This is a genomic window from Massilia terrae (assembly GCF_024753145.1).
Lineage (GTDB): Bacteria > Pseudomonadota > Gammaproteobacteria > Burkholderiales > Burkholderiaceae_D > Telluria > Telluria terrae.
Window position 1 is genome coordinate 173,223 of record NZ_JANUGU010000008.1, and the last position, 13,768, is coordinate 186,990.

The 13,768-nt window shown below is 65.8% G+C and carries 13 protein-coding genes; 6 read left to right on the top strand and 7 right to left on the bottom strand.

Annotation, left to right across the window (positions count from 1 at the left end; genetic code table 11):
• Positions 1-190: 190 nt before the first annotated feature.
• The 5 genes from sucD to recA all read right to left on the bottom strand — a co-directional run bounded on the left by sucD (position 191) and on the right by recA (position 4,743).
• Positions 191-1,072, bottom strand: a complete 882-nt coding sequence (sucD, locus tag NX778_RS20435; protein ID WP_258813634.1) for a succinate--CoA ligase subunit alpha — start codon at positions 1,070-1,072, stop codon at positions 191-193.
• A gap of 18 nt (positions 1,073-1,090) precedes the next feature.
• Positions 1,091-2,260, bottom strand: a complete 1,170-nt coding sequence (gene sucC / locus NX778_RS20440) for an ADP-forming succinate--CoA ligase subunit beta (protein ID WP_258813635.1) — start codon at positions 2,258-2,260, stop codon at positions 1,091-1,093.
• 67 nt (positions 2,261-2,327) lie between these two features.
• A complete protein-coding gene (locus NX778_RS20445; RefSeq protein ID WP_258813636.1) occupies positions 2,328-2,894 on the bottom strand; it encodes a DUF2889 domain-containing protein in 567 nt (188 codons plus the stop codon).
• A 291-nt stretch (positions 2,895-3,185) separates the two neighbouring features.
• Positions 3,186-3,638: a recombination regulator RecX gene (gene recX, locus NX778_RS20450; protein ID WP_258813637.1), complete on the bottom strand. Its 453-nt coding sequence runs from the start codon at positions 3,636-3,638 to the stop codon at positions 3,186-3,188.
• Positions 3,639-3,666: 28 nt separating this feature from the next.
• Positions 3,667-4,743, bottom strand: coding sequence for a recombinase RecA (gene recA / locus NX778_RS20455; RefSeq protein WP_258813638.1), 1,077 nt, complete (start codon positions 4,741-4,743; stop codon positions 3,667-3,669).
• A gap of 188 nt (positions 4,744-4,931) precedes the next feature.
• Between recA and NX778_RS20460 the strand changes: the two genes are divergently transcribed.
• The 5 genes from NX778_RS20460 to NX778_RS20480 are packed head-to-tail and all read left to right on the top strand — an operon-like array spanning position 4,932 to position 10,762.
• The gene (locus NX778_RS20460; protein WP_258813639.1) at positions 4,932-5,636 is read left to right on the top strand and encodes a response regulator; all 705 of its coding nucleotides are present in this window, start codon (positions 4,932-4,934) and stop codon (positions 5,634-5,636) included.
• Positions 5,633-7,153: a sensor histidine kinase gene (locus tag NX778_RS20465; RefSeq protein ID WP_258813640.1), complete on the top strand. Its 1,521-nt coding sequence runs from the start codon at positions 5,633-5,635 to the stop codon at positions 7,151-7,153. Before NX778_RS20460 ends, NX778_RS20465 begins: the two co-directional genes overlap by 4 nt.
• Positions 7,143-7,448 carry a DUF4212 domain-containing protein gene (locus NX778_RS20470; protein ID WP_258813641.1) on the top strand — a complete coding sequence of 102 codons (306 nt, stop codon included), beginning with the start codon at positions 7,143-7,145 and terminating at the stop codon, positions 7,446-7,448. Before NX778_RS20465 ends, NX778_RS20470 begins: the two co-directional genes overlap by 11 nt.
• Positions 7,445-9,496, top strand: coding sequence for a sodium:solute symporter family protein (locus NX778_RS20475; RefSeq protein WP_258813642.1), 2,052 nt, complete (start codon positions 7,445-7,447; stop codon positions 9,494-9,496). Before NX778_RS20470 ends, NX778_RS20475 begins: the two co-directional genes overlap by 4 nt.
• A gap of 51 nt (positions 9,497-9,547) precedes the next feature.
• Complete coding sequence (locus NX778_RS20480) at positions 9,548-10,762, top strand: 6-phosphofructokinase (RefSeq protein ID WP_258813643.1); 1,215 nt, start codon at positions 9,548-9,550, stop codon at positions 10,760-10,762.
• Here the strand turns inward: NX778_RS20480 and NX778_RS20485 are convergent.
• Both NX778_RS20485 and purM read right to left on the bottom strand, forming a co-directional pair.
• Positions 10,752-11,195 (bottom strand): DUF1828 domain-containing protein, encoded by a 444-nt coding sequence (locus NX778_RS20485; RefSeq protein WP_258813644.1) that lies wholly within the window; start codon positions 11,193-11,195, stop codon positions 10,752-10,754. The genes NX778_RS20480 and NX778_RS20485 overlap by 11 nt on opposite strands.
• Positions 11,196-11,496: 301 nt before the next feature.
• The gene (gene purM, locus NX778_RS20490) at positions 11,497-12,540 is read right to left on the bottom strand and encodes a phosphoribosylformylglycinamidine cyclo-ligase (protein ID WP_258813645.1); all 1,044 of its coding nucleotides are present in this window, start codon (positions 12,538-12,540) and stop codon (positions 11,497-11,499) included.
• Positions 12,541-12,655: 115 nt separating this feature from the next.
• On the opposite strand from purM, the gene NX778_RS20495 reads away from it, so the two are divergent.
• A complete protein-coding gene (locus NX778_RS20495; RefSeq protein ID WP_258813646.1) occupies positions 12,656-13,738 on the top strand; it encodes an AI-2E family transporter in 1,083 nt (360 codons plus the stop codon).
• Positions 13,739-13,768: the final 30 nt, after the last annotated feature.

Consider the following 13,768-nt stretch of genomic DNA (forward strand, 5'->3'; position numbering starts at 1 on the left):
AGTACGCGCGCCAAAGTTTGTCATTTGTCATCTCAGGACAGGACAAATTTGTCGGGCGGATCTGGACGCAGCAGGTCTGCTTGAGAAATGGGATTCCCGCTTTCGCGGGACTGACGTCCAATTGAGCGGGGACGGGCGGGCGCAATAAAAAAGGGAGCCGAAGCTCCCTTTCTCTATGCGTGCAATTGAATTACAGCATAGCCTTGAGCAGGCGACCCATCTCCGACGGGTTCTTGGTGACCTTGATGCCGCAGGCTTCCATGATCTCCAGCTTGGCTTGCGCGGTGTCGGCGCCGCCCGAGATCAGCGCGCCGGCGTGGCCCATGCGCTTGCCCGGAGGAGCGGTGACACCGGCGATGAAGCCAACCACCGGCTTCTTCATGTTGTCCTTGATCCAGTAAGCGGCGTTGGCCTCGTCCGGGCCGCCGATCTCGCCGATCATGATGACGGCGTCGGTGTCCGGGTCGTCATTGAACATCTTCATGATGTCGATGTGCTTCAGGCCGTTGATCGGGTCGCCGCCGATGCCGACTGCCGTCGACTGGCCCAGGCCCAGCGCGGTCAGCTGGCCCACTGCTTCATAGGTCAGGGTGCCCGAGCGCGAGACGACGCCGATGCGGCCCTTCTTGTGGATGTGACCCGGCATGATGCCGATCTTGATCTCGTCCGGGGTGATCAGGCCCGGGCAGTTCGGACCCAGCAGCAGGGTCTTCGAACCGGCTTTGGCCATGCGGTCCTTCACTTCCATCATGTCGCGGACCGGGATGCCTTCGGTGATGCAGATTGCCAGGTCGAGCTCGGCTTCGACGGCTTCCCAGATCGCGGCGGCCGCGCCTGCCGGCGGGACGTAGATCACCGACACGTTGGCGCCGGTTTCAGCCTTGGCTTGCTTGACGTTCGCGAAGATGGGGATGCCCTCGAAGTCCTCGCCTGCTTTCTTCGGGTTCACGCCGGCCACGAAGGCTTCACGGCCGTTCGCGTAGTCGCGGCACATGCGGGTGTGGAACTGGCCGGTCTTGCCGGTGATACCTTGGGTGATGACTTTGGTGTCTTTGTTAATCAGAATCGACATTTTTCTATCCTTCGCGTATTAGGCTTTGCCTGCAGCGGCGGCCACGACCTGCTTCGCTGCGTCTTCCATCGTGTCAGCCGAGATGATCGGCAGGCCGGAGTCAGCCAGCATCTGCTTGCCGATGTCTTCGTTGGTGCCCTTCATGCGCACGACCAGCGGCACTTGCAGGGAGACCGCCTTCGATGCGGTGATCACGCCTTCGGCGATCACGTCGCAGCGCATGATGCCGCCGAAGATGTTGACCAGGATGGCTTTCAGGCCCGGGTTCTTCAACATGATCTTGAATGCTTCGGTCACTTTCTCGGCCGTCGCACCGCCGCCCACGTCCAGGAAGTTGGCCGGCTCGCCGCCGAACAGCTTGATGGTGTCCATGGTGGCCATCGCCAGGCCGGCGCCGTTCACCAGGCAGCCGATGTTGCCGTCGAGCGAGATGTAGGCGAGGTCGAACTTCGATGCCTCGACTTCAGCCGGATCTTCTTCATCCAGGTCGCGGTAGGCGACGATTTCCGGATGGCGGAACAGGGCGTTCGCGTCGAAGTTGAACTTGGCGTCCAGGGCGATGACCTTGCCCGAGCCGGTCAGGATCAGCGGGTTGATTTCGGCCAGCGAGGCGTCGGTTTCCCAGTAGGCTTTGTACAGGCCCTGCAGGTTGACGCGGGCGTCGACGATCGAGGCTTCCGGGATGCCGATCTTGCGGGCGACGTCGTCAGCCTGGGCGTCGGTCAGGCCGACCGACGGCTCGATCACGACGTTGTGGATTTTTTCCGGGTTGCTGTGGGCGACTTCTTCGATGTCCATGCCGCCTTCCGACGAGGCCATCAGCACCACTTTCTGGGTCACGCGGTCGGTGACCAGCGAGACGTACAGTTCTTTCTTGATGTCGGCGCCTTCTTCGATCAGCAGGCGGCGCACTTTCTGGCCTTCCGGGCCGGTCTGGTGGGTGACCAGCTGCATGCCCATGATCTGGTTCGCGTACTCGCGCACTTGCTCGATCGACTTGGCGACCTTGACGCCGCCGCCCTTGCCGCGGCCGCCAGCATGGATCTGCGCCTTGACTACCCAGACCGGGCCGCCCAGCTCTTCAGCTGCCTTGACGGCCTCGTCCACCGACATGCACGGAATGCCGCGCGGAACGGTCACTCCGAACTTTCGGAGGATCTCTTTGCCTTGATACTCATGGATTTTCATGCTGGCTTCCTTTTTTCCTGTTACTGATTTAGAAATGCGGTTGAGTTAAAAAACGGGACAACGACAACTAGCCCGACGCCACCTTGAGCGCCCAGCGCGGGTAGAACGTGGCGACGGCGGGGCCGTCGGCGCGCAGCGCGTGGCAGCGATCAATCTGGAACGGACGGTCGGGCGAATCGTCTTCGTCGACCCCGTCACGGGTCTGGAACACGTCATTGGCGTAGGCCTGGATGGCCGCGGTGGGCAGGACCTGCGCCAGTTCGGTCAGGTGGGTGCAGCCGAGCACGCCGGAAAGGCGGTCTTTCAGGTGCAGCCGGAAATGCTTCATCAGCGACAACCCGATCAACTTCTTATATGCCGGGCCAATGGTATCGCAGAAACCGGGGTAGGGGACGGAATCGGACGCGGCTTCGGCGTCGACGATGGTCATCTCGCGGTCGATGGTGACGCGCAGCTTGAGGTTGTGCACCGGCTTGCCGCCTTCGCGGACGCCCGAGGCGAGCTGGATGTCGCGCACTTTGACGTCGCTGATGCGTGCGTCCAGGTCCCACAGGCCATCGTCGCGCGCATAGGCTTCGACGGTAATGGCGCGCGTGTGCCGGAGCTGACGCGGGACGGGAGGAGACAGGGGCATAAAAACCAGTGCCGCGGGTGCGGCGAAAAATTACGCAGCCGTTGTGCCTGATGCACTGTCGCCGCAGCTTCTGCGGCAACTACCGCTCATGCGGCGCTGCTAAACCCCGGAAGTTTATCACAGGCTGGCGCTCGCTTGCACCGCACCATGCTTGTTGATATGTGGTCAATACATTGCGCGAAGGGCTGGAAAACCCCAGCGCGCAGCGCCATCTGCGGTGAGGAGCACGCTTTCACACGTGCAGCGGATGGCGCTCCGCGCTGGGGCCTTCAGGGTGCCGGGAGCAGCACCTCAGATCTCGTCGTCGTCCGCGCCGCCTTCCATCGCGGCGCGAACGGCGCGTTGCGTGAAACCGCGCTGGAGCAGGAAACGCATCTGTTTGGCGCGCCCGGCCGCATCCGCCGCGACCCGGCCGAACTTGCGGCGCCAAACTTCCCTGGCCCGTGCCAGTTCAGTATCCGCCAGCCCGGCCTTGAGTTCCGCCAGCGCCGCGCCGCCCACCCCATGGTTCTTCAGCTCGGCCATCACCCGGCTGTTGCCGTAGCGTGAAGCCTTGCGATGGATGAGCGATTCGGCGAAACGCTCCTGCGACAGCCAGTTGTTCTTTTCGAGGAAATCGAGCAGCGCTTCCACGTCGTCGCCCTCCTCCGCGTAGCGCGCCAGCTTGCGGCCCAGTTCGAGCCGGCTGTGCTCCCGCGTCGACAGGTAACGCAGGGCACGCGCCTTCAGGCTCGGTTCAGGCATATCGGCTGGCGCAGCGTACTGGGAACGATTACTCGTCGCCGACCGCCTTCAGGCGCGGCTTGCCGCCCTCGCCCTCGACCGGCGGCAGCTCGCGCACGCCCAGCGCCGCGCGCACCTTGTTCTCGATTTCGCGCGCCAGGGCCGGACGCTCTTTCAGGTACTGGCGGGCGTTGTCCTTGCCCTGGCCGATACGCTCACCCTCGTAGCTGTACCACGAGCCGGACTTCTCGATGACCTTGTTGTCGGCGCCCAGGTCGAGGATTTCGCCTTCCAGCGAGGTGCCCTCCCCGTACAGGATGTCGAAGTGGGCTTCCTTGAACGGCGGCGCGATCTTGTTCTTGACGACCTTGACCTTGGTTTCGTTACCGATGACCTCGTCGCCGGACTTGATCGAGCCGGTACGGCGGATGTCCAGGCGCACCGAGGCGTAGAACTTGAGCGCATTGCCGCCGGTGGTGGTTTCCGGGTTGCCGAACATGACGCCGATCTTCATGCGGATCTGGTTGATGAAGATGACCAGGGTGTTGGTGCGGTTGATGGACCCCGTCAGCTTGCGCAGCGCCTGCGACATCAGGCGGGCCTGCAGGCCGGGCAGGGCGTCGCCCATGTCGCCTTCGATCTCGGCGCGCGGCGTGAGCGCGGCGACGGAGTCGATGACCACCAGGTCCACCGAGCCCGAGCGCACCAGCGCGTCGGTGATTTCCAGGGCCTGTTCGCCGGTATCCGGCTGCGAGATCAGCAGCTCATCCAGCTTGATGCCCAGTTTTTGGGCATAGGTGACGTCCAGCGCGTGCTCGGCGTCGATGAAGGCGCAGGTGCCGCCCAGCTTTTGCATTTGGGCGATGGTCTGCAGGGTCAGCGTGGTTTTGCCGGACGATTCCGGACCGTAGATTTCGACGATGCGCCCGCGCGGCAGGCCGCCGACGCCGAGGGCGATGTCCAGGCCCAGCGAGCCGGTGGACACGGTCTGCACTTCCTCGACCGGGGCATTGGCGTCCAGGCGCATGACCGAGCCCTTGCCGAACTGCTTTTCGATCTGTGCCAGAGCCGCGGCCAGCGCCTTGCTCTTTTCAGCGGCATTTACTACGGTTTTTTTGTCGTCCATAATTTTCTTTCAGGTGAAAAGCAAGGTCGATAGGGGCGCCGATGCGGCCGCGCGTTCAACTCAGCCAATACTGTATAAAAAAACAGTAGTGAATGCAAGCGCTTTTGCGGGGTGTTTGACAAATCTCGCGTTGTTACGACAAATGACACACAATACACATGCCGATCAACCGGGGGTGGTGTCCAGAAATGCGTATTTTACTTGCCGAAGATGACAGCGTGCTCGCGGACGGACTGACCCGCTCGCTGCGCCAGTCCGGCTATGCGATCGACTGCGTCAAGAACGGCCAGGACGCCGACACCGCCCTGTCGACCCAGGAATTCGACCTCCTGATCCTCGACCTCGGCCTGCCCAAGCTGTCCGGCCTGGAGGTGCTGCGCCGCCTGCGCATGCGCGGCTCGCTGCTGCCGGTGCTGATCCTGACCGCGGCCGATTCGATCGAGCAGCGCGTCAACGGCCTCGACCTCGGCGCCGACGACTACATGGCCAAGCCCTTTGCCCTGTCCGAGCTGGAGGCGCGGGTGCGCGCCCTGACCCGGCGCGGCGCCGGCGGCGGCCCGGCCGTGATCCGCCACGGCCCGCTCACCTACGACCAGGTCGGCCGCAGCGCCTACATCAACGACCAGATGCTCGACCTGTCGGCGCGCGAACTGGGCCTGCTGGAAATCCTGCTGGCCCGCACCGGCCGCCTGGTGTCGAAGGAGCAGCTGGTCGACCACCTGTGCGAATGGGGCGAGGAGGTGTCGAACAACGCCATCGAGGTCTACGTGCACCGGCTGCGCAAGAAGATCGAGGCCGGCGGCATCCGCATCGCCACCGTGCGCGGGCTCGGCTACTGCCTCGAACGCCACACGGACGCCGCGCGTCCCGGCACCGACAGCCCCGGCAAGTGAACGACCGCGACGCCGGACTGGCGCAGGCGACCGGCGACGGCGCCGAGCCGCCGTACGTGCCGCCCAATCCGGAGCAGGAGCAGAATATCCAGCACTCGCTGTTCGGCGAGATCCTGGACTGGATGCTGGCCCCGCTGCTGTTGCTGTGGCCGATGAGCATCGCGATCACCTACCTGGTCGCCAAGTCGATCGCCAACCAGCCCTTCGACCACGCGCTCAAGGACGACGTGACGGTGCTGGCCCAGCAGGTGCGCGAGGTCGATGGCAAGGTGGTGGCGCGCCTGCCCGACAGCGCGCGCGACATCCTGCGCGCCGACGACGCCGACACCGTCTACTTCCAGGTCACCGGGCCGCGCGGCGTGTTCGTCACCGGCGACCGCGACCTGCCGCAGCCCGCCGAGGACGACGCCGGCGACAACGCCGAAGTCCACTTCCGCAACGTCACCCTGCACGGCACCCCGGTGCGGATCGCCTACTCCTGGGTCCACCTGGACCCGGCCCAGCCCGACGCCGACACCCGGCTGGCGCTGGTGCAGGTGGGCGAGACGCTGGAAAAGCGCGCCCAGCTCGCCAACGCCATCATCAAGGGCGTGATCCTGCCCCAGTTCATCATCCTGCCGGTGATCCTGGCGCTGGTCTGGTTCGCCCTGTCGCGCGGGCTGTCGCCGCTGGCCCAGCTGCAGGAACGCATCCGCGCGCGCCGCCCGGACGACCTGTCGCCGATCGATTCGCGCCAGGTGCCGGAGGAGATCTCGCCGCTGGTCGGCTCGCTCAACGACATGCTGGAGCGCCTGTCGCAGACCATCGACATGCAGAAGCGCTTCATCGCCGATGCCGCGCACCAGATGAAGACGCCGCTGGCCGGCATGCGCATGCAGTCCGAGCTGGCGCTGCGCCAGGTCGACGCCGGCGAGATCCACCGCTCGCTGGAACAGCTGGCCAAGAGCAGCGAGTCGGCGACCCGCCTGGTCAACCAGCTGCTTGCGCTGGCGCGTGCCGAGAACCAGCCGCACGCCGGCCTCGCCTTCGAACAGATCGACCTGGTCGCGCTGGCCCGCGCCGTGGTGCAGGAATGGGTGCCGGCCTCGTTCGCGCACCGGATCGACCTCGGCTTCGAGCCGCCGGACGAGCCGGTGTTCATCGCCGCCAACGCGCTGATGCTGCGCGAGCTGCTGTCGAACCTGATCGACAACGCGGTGCGCTACACCCCGGCCGGCGGCAGCGTCACGGTGCGGGTGCGGCGCGACGGAGACGACGCCCTGCTCGAGGTGGAGGACACCGGTCCCGGCATCGCGCCCGCCGAGCGCGCCCACGTGTTCGAACGCTTCTACCGCATCCTCGGCTCCAGCGTGCCCGGCAGCGGCCTGGGCCTGGCCATCGTGCGCGAGATCGCCCAGCAGCACGGCGCCGAGATCGACATCTTCAACAACCCGCGCAGCCACTCGCTGAAGCTGCCGGGCAGCCTGTTCCGCCTGACCTTCCCGCCGCCCGCGCACCACGACGACCATGCAGACTGACGCCCCCACCCTCGACCCGCAGCGCCGGCAAGCGGCCGCGTACGCCCGCGCCGAACACTGGCGGCGCACCCGGCGCATCACGGCGATCCTGCTCGCGCTCTGGCTCGTGACCGGGGCCGGCACCGTGTTCTTCGCCCGCGACCTGGCCCGGCTGTCGCTGTTCGGCTGGCCGCTGTCCTTCTACATGGCGGCGCAAGGCGCCTCGCTGGTCTACCTGGCGATCATCGGCGGCTACGCCTGGTATATGCGGCGGCTCGACCGCGAGTTCGCGCGCCAGGCCGGGGACGCCACATGAGCAGCTACCGCCAGCGCCTGTCGCGCTACTACCTGTGGTACACGGCCTGCTTCTTCGCCTTCCTGCTCGCGCTGGCCCTGCTGGAACGCGAAGGCATGCCGCGCCTGTGGATCGGCTACCTGTTCATGTTCGCCACCATCGCTCTGTACGCGACCATCGGCGTCATCACCCGCACCTCCAACGTCTCCGAGTACTACGTGGCCGGGCGCCGCGTGCCGGCCGTGTTCAACGGCATGGCCACCGCCGCCGACTGGATCTCGGCGGCCAGCTTCATCAGCCTGGCCGGCAGCCTGTACCTGCGCGGCTTCGACGGCCTGGCCTATATCATGGGCTGGACCGGCGGCTACTGCCTGGTGGCGCTGCTGATCGCGCCCTACCTGCGCAAGTTCGCGCAATACACCATCCCCGACTTCCTGGCGGCGCGCTACGGCGGCGGCGCGGGCGGGCGCGGCGGGCCGGTACGGGTGATGGCGGTCGCCGCCACCATCATCGTGTCCTTCACCTACGTGGTGGCGCAGATCTACGCGGTCGGCCTGATCGCCTCGCGCTTCACCGGGGTCGACTTTTCGGTCGGGATCTTCCTGGGGCTGGCCAGCATCCTCGTGTGCTCCTTCCTGGGCGGGATGCGCGCGATCACCTGGACCCAGGTGGCGCAGTACATCATCATCCTGGTCGCCTTCCTGATCCCGACCATGTGGCTGTCGGTGAAGCACGCCGACAACCCGGTGCCGCAACTGGCCTACGGCTCGGTGCTGCCCAAGCTGGCCCAGCGCGAGCAGCAGCTGGTGCTGGACCCGAGCGAGAACGCGGTGCGCGCCCGTTTCCTCGAACGGGCCAACGATTACGCCCAGCGCCTGAAGGGCCTGCCGGCGTCGTGGGAGGCCGGCAAGCGCGAAGCCCAGCGCAAGCTGGATGCGGCGCGCCTGCGCAATGCGCCGCTGCCCGAGATCCGCGCCGCCGAGCGCATCCTGTCCGCCTATCCGCGCAGCCCGGACGAGGCGGTGCGCGTGTGGACCGAACAGCGCGCCGCCAACCTCGCGCGCGCCCAGCCGCCGGAGCCGCACGCGGCGCCCTTCCCCGGCCCCGACCGCGAGGCCTCCGACATCCGCCGCAACAACTTCCTCGCGCTGGCGCTGTGCCTGATGATGGGCACCGCCGCCCTGCCGCACATCCTGATGCGCGCCTACACCACGCCCTCGGTCAACGAGACCCGGGTGTCGGTGTTCTGGACCCTGTTCTTCATCCTGCTGATCTACCTGACGATTCCCGCGCTGGCCGTGCTGGCCAAGTACGACATCTACACCAACCTGGTGGGCAGCCAGTACCAGCACCTGCCCTCGTGGATTTCGTACTGGGCCAACGTCGACAAGGTCAACCCGCTGATCAGCGTGACCGACATGAACGGCGACGGCATCGTGCAGCTGGCCGAGATCTCGATCGACGGCGACGTGCTGGTGCTGGCCACGCCCGAGATCGGGGGCCTGCCCTACGTGATCTCCGGGCTGGTCGCGGCGGGCGGGCTGGCGGCGGCGCTGTCGACCGCCGACGGGCTGCTGCTGGCGATCTCCAACGCGCTGTCGCACGACATCTGGTACAAGCTGGTCGACCCCGCCGCCTCGACCCAGAAGCGGGTGACGATCTCCAAGCTGCTGCTGCTGGCGGTGGCCTTCATCGCGGCCTACGTGGCCTCGCAGAAGCCGGCCGACATCCTGTCGCTGGTGGGCGCGGCCTTCTCGCTGGCGGCGTCGACCATGTTTCCGGCGCTGGTGCTGGGCGTGTTCTGGAAGCGCGCCAACCACGTCGGCGCGATCGCCGGCATGGCGGTGGGCTTCGTGGTCTGCATGTACTACATGCTGCACACCAATCCTTCGCTGGGCGGCAACCTGGACGGGGCATGGCTGCACATCGCGCCGATCTCGGCCGGCGTGTTCGGCGTGCCGGCGGGGCTGCTCACCATCGTGCTGGCCAGCCTGCTCACGGCCGCACCGCACCGCAGCAGCGCCGGGCTGGTCGACTACATCCGTTCACCGGACCAGCCACCGTATTGACCACGCATTAACGCTGCAATAAGCTTGGAAGCTCTAACAGAGGGGGTGACTATGTCGTCGGGAAAGATCTTGGTGGCACAAGGGGGCGGGCCGACCGCCGTCATCAACCAGTCGCTGGTGGGCGTTACGCTGGAGGCGCGGCGCTTCCGCAACGTCACCCGCATCTACGGCGCCCTGCACGGGGTGCGCGGCATCGTCGACGAAGACTTCCTCGATCTCACCCAGGAGACCAGCCACAACCTCGAACTGGTCGCCGCCACGCCCTCCTCGGCGCTCGGGTCCACCCGTGACAAGCCGGACATGGCCTACTGCCAGAAGATCTTCGACGTGCTGCGCGCGCACGAGATCGAACACTTCTTCTACATCGGCGGCAACGATTCGGCCGACACGGTGCGCATCGTCAGCGAGGAAGCGCGCAAGGCCGGCTATCCGCTGCGCTGCATCCATATCCCCAAGACCATCGACAACGACCTGGTCGGCAACGACCACACGCCCGGCTTCCCGTCGGCGGCGCGCTTCGTGGCCCAGGCCTTCGCCGGCGCCAACCTCGACAACGCCGCGCTGCCCGGCGTCTATGTCGGCGTCGTGATGGGACGCCATGCCGGCTTCCTCACGGCCGCCTCGGCGCTGGGCAAGAAGTTCCCGGACGACGGCCCGCACCTGATCTACGTGCCCGAGCGCACCTTCGAGCTGGAACGCTTCCTGGCCGACGTGAAGACCATGTACGAGCGCCACGGCCGCTGCGTGATCGCGGTGTCGGAAGGCGTGCACGATGCGTCCGGCCAGCCGGTCGCCACACTGCTGGCCAAGGAAATCGAGCGCGACCAGCACGGCAATGTGCAGCTGTCCGGCACCGGCGCGCTGGCCGACCTCCTGTGCGACGAGATCAAGAGCAAGCTCGGCATCAAGCGGGTGCGCGGCGACACTTTCGGCTACCTGCAGCGCTCCTTCATCGGCTGCGTGTCCGACGTCGACCAGCGCGAGGCGCGCGAAGTGGGCGAGAAAGCCGTGCAGTACGCGATGTGGGGCGACCGCGACGGCTCGGTGGCGATCAAGCGCACCGGCTTCTATTCGGTCGACTACGAGCTGCAGCCCCTCGACCAGGTGGCCGGCAAGACGCGCACGATGGAGGACGAGTTCATCGCACCCTCCGGCACCGACATCACCGACGCCTTCCGGCTGTACCTGCGGCCGCTGCTGGGATCGGGCATGCCGGATGCGTTCCGGCTGCGGGGAACGACGGTGGGGAAGATCCTCAAGCGCTAACTGGCACCCGCAGCAAGGACTCGGCGGCATTCTCTAGCCGCCGAGCATTGCCTGATGCAACATATTCATATTCCCAACGCACCATCGCGAGCATCGCGCACATGAAGCGCGTGAATGACGCGTTGACGTTTTCAGAATCGATCCAGAGCTCCAACTCGTCGTCGCGGTTCAGGGTGACGCCGGTAAGACTTGCAAGGTCTCGAATAAATTGAAGCTGCTCCAGATCATTGAGCCGAATCCCTCGGCAAATGAGCTGCCATGTGACGCCGCCGAGATCGCAGAAACGGAGGCGCCCGTCGATTTCTTCGATATAAACCGGAACAGGGTCACTGTCCTCGAGCCTGAACGGCGTGTGAATGGCGATCAGTGTCTTTTCATCGTCGACAAAATCGCAGTCAAGACCAAGCAACTGTTTTATATCCAGACTAATCATCGTTTCCTCGCGAAGAGCTTGACCGGATCCCCAGGAGCCGGTCGGAACGAGAGATTCATTCGACTACAAAAGTACTCAAGCAGTTCATTGAAAGGAGCTCTGTCCAGCGATTCTGGCACATCGGCACGCTTGCCTATGAAGTGCTCGTGCGAACGGTAGTGCACGTCGTTCGGCGGCTCCGGACCTTGGTTGACAGCTAGCTGGAACAATCGTTCAGCCTCGGGTGCGGCATGTTGCATCAAAGTGAACACAACAAAAAAGGGCGCCACACGGGCGCCCTTCCGGAATCAAAAGAGAACGATCAGCGCACGATGGTCTGCGCTTCGCCTTCCTTGCGCGCGCGGATCTGGCCGATGCGGTGCACGGTCTCGCCGGCCGCCTGCAGCTGGGCCGCGGCTGCGTCGGCGTTCTCGCTTGATACGATCACGCACATGCCGATGCCGCAGTTGAACACGCGGTGCATCTCGGCGTCGGCGACGCCGCCGTGCTGCTGCAGCCACTGGAACAGCGGCGGCAGGGTCCACGACTTGCCGTCCAGTTCCGCGGTCAGGTTGTCGGCCAGCACGCGCGGGATGTTCTCGACCAGGCCGCCGCCGGTGATGTGCACCATGCCCTTCACTTCCATCGCGGCCATCAGCGCCAGCAGCGGCTTGACGTAGATGCGGGTCGGCGCCATCAGCACGTCGGCCAGCTTCTTGCCATGGAAATCGGCTTCCAGGTCCGGCTTGGCGACTTCGATGATCTTGCGCACCAGCGAGTAGCCGTTCGAGTGCGCGCCGGACGAGGCCAGGCCCAGCACCACGTCGCCCGGGCGGATCTTGCTGCCGTCGATGAGCTGCGACTTCTCGACCGCGCCGACCGCGAAGCCGGCCAGGTCGTACTCGCCGTCCGGGTACATGCTCGGCATCTCGGCGGTCTCGCCGCCGATCAGGGCGCAGCCGGCCTGCTCGCAGCCGGCGGCGATGCCCTTGACCACGTCGGTCGCGGTCGGCACGTCCAGCTTGCCGCAGGCGAAGTAGTCGAGGAAGAACAGCGGCTCGGCGCCCTGCACCAGGATGTCGTTCACGCTCATCGCCACCAGGTCGATGCCAACCGTGTCGTGGCGGTTCAGCTCGAACGCCAGCTTGAGCTTGGTGCCGACGCCGTCGGTGCCGGACACCAGCACCGGCTCCTTGTACTTCTTGCTGATCTCGAACAGCGCGCCAAAGCCACCGATGCCGCCCAGCACGCCCTCGCGCATGGTGCGCTTGGCAAACGGCTTGATCGCTTCGACCAGGGCGTCGCCGGCATCGATGTCGACACCCGCGTCACGGTAGGAAAGGGAAACATTGGAAGGTTGGCTCATGGTAATTGGCAGCGGAGGCGGTAAAATAGAAAGCGAAATGCCAGGACGGCTAGTCCGCTATTCTAGCAAAAAGCGCCTGTCCCCTCCCCGCCCGCCAATCAGAACAATAATTAGAATGCCCTTTTTCCTGACGCCGGAACAAAAACAGGCCACTTTCTGGTGGCTCCTCTGGCTGGCTTTCGCTGCCCTGCTCTACCTGCTGGGCCCGGTCCTGACGCCCTTCATCGCGGCCGCCATCCTCGCCTACGTCCTGAACGGGCCGGTCGACCGCCTGTGCCGCCTGCGCATCCGGCGCTGGCCGGTGCCGCGCGCGCTGGCGGTGCTGCTGGTGATGCTGCTGTTCGCGGCCCTGTTCGGGGCGCTGGCCCTGACCGTGGTGCCGGTGCTGGACAAGGAAATCCCCTTGCTGGTGGCCCAGCTGCCGGCCTTCCTGGTCAAGCTCGACGCCCTGTTGTCGCCGCGCCTGGCACAGCTGGGCATCCACGTCCGGCTCGATGGCGGCGGCATCAAGGACTTGCTAACCCAACAAGTCGCGGGCGGCGGCGACGCCCTGTGGGGCCAGCTGCTGGCGGGCGCCCGCATCGGCGGCAGCGCCCTGCTCGGCTGGGCGGCGACGCTGGCGCTGGTGCCGGTGGTGCTGTTCTACCTGCTGCTGGACTGGCACGCGCTGCTGGCCCAGGTGCAGGGCGCGATCCCGCGCCGCTGGGTCGGCGCCACCACCGGCATGGCGCGCGAGGTCGATGCCCTGCTGGGCCAGTATCTGCGCGGCCAGCTGCTGGTGATGTTCGTGCTGGCGGTGTATTACTCGGCGGCGCTGGCCGGGGCCGGCTTCGACGTCGCGCTGCCGGTCGGCATCCTGACCGGGCTGCTGGTGTTCATCCCCTACCTCGGCTTCGGCCTGGGCCTGGCGCTGGCCCTGATCGCGGCGGTGCTGCAGTTCAATGGCCTGACCGGCCTGGCCTATGTGGCCGTAATCTACGGCGCCGGCCAGGTGCTCGAAGGCTTCTTCCTGACCCCGCGCCTGGTGGGTGAACGGATCGGCATGAATCCGCTGGCGGTGATCTTCGCCCTGCTCGCCTTCGGCCAGCTGTTCGGCTTCGCCGGCGTGCTGCTGGCGCTGCCGGCATCGGCGGTCCTGATGGTCGCGTTCCGCCACCTGCGGCGCCACTATCTGCGCAGCACCTTCTATAATGCCTGATGTATATGATTTTTTTAGTAGTGGGAACAT

Coding starts and splice junctions, on each gene's coding strand:
- sucD (WP_258813634.1), bottom strand. CDS start 1,072: ATGTCGATTCTGATTAACAAAGACACCAAAGTCATCACCCAAGGTATC.
- sucC (WP_258813635.1), bottom strand. CDS start 2,260: ATGAAAATCCATGAGTATCAAGGCAAAGAGATCCTCCGAAAGTTCGGA.
- NX778_RS20445 (WP_258813636.1), bottom strand. CDS start 2,894: ATGCCCCTGTCTCCTCCCGTCCCGCGTCAGCTCCGGCACACGCGCGCC.
- recX (WP_258813637.1), bottom strand. CDS start 3,638: ATGCCTGAACCGAGCCTGAAGGCGCGTGCCCTGCGTTACCTGTCGACG.
- recA (WP_258813638.1), bottom strand. CDS start 4,743: ATGGACGACAAAAAAACCGTAGTAAATGCCGCTGAAAAGAGCAAGGCG.
- NX778_RS20460 (WP_258813639.1), top strand. CDS start 4,932: ATGCGTATTTTACTTGCCGAAGATGACAGCGTGCTCGCGGACGGACTG.
- NX778_RS20470 (WP_258813641.1), top strand. CDS start 7,143: ATGCAGACTGACGCCCCCACCCTCGACCCGCAGCGCCGGCAAGCGGCC.
- NX778_RS20475 (WP_258813642.1), top strand. CDS start 7,445: ATGAGCAGCTACCGCCAGCGCCTGTCGCGCTACTACCTGTGGTACACG.
- NX778_RS20480 (WP_258813643.1), top strand. CDS start 9,548: ATGTCGTCGGGAAAGATCTTGGTGGCACAAGGGGGCGGGCCGACCGCC.
- NX778_RS20485 (WP_258813644.1), bottom strand. CDS start 11,195: ATGATTAGTCTGGATATAAAACAGTTGCTTGGTCTTGACTGCGATTTT.
- purM (WP_258813645.1), bottom strand. CDS start 12,540: ATGAGCCAACCTTCCAATGTTTCCCTTTCCTACCGTGACGCGGGTGTC.
- NX778_RS20495 (WP_258813646.1), top strand. CDS start 12,656: ATGCCCTTTTTCCTGACGCCGGAACAAAAACAGGCCACTTTCTGGTGG.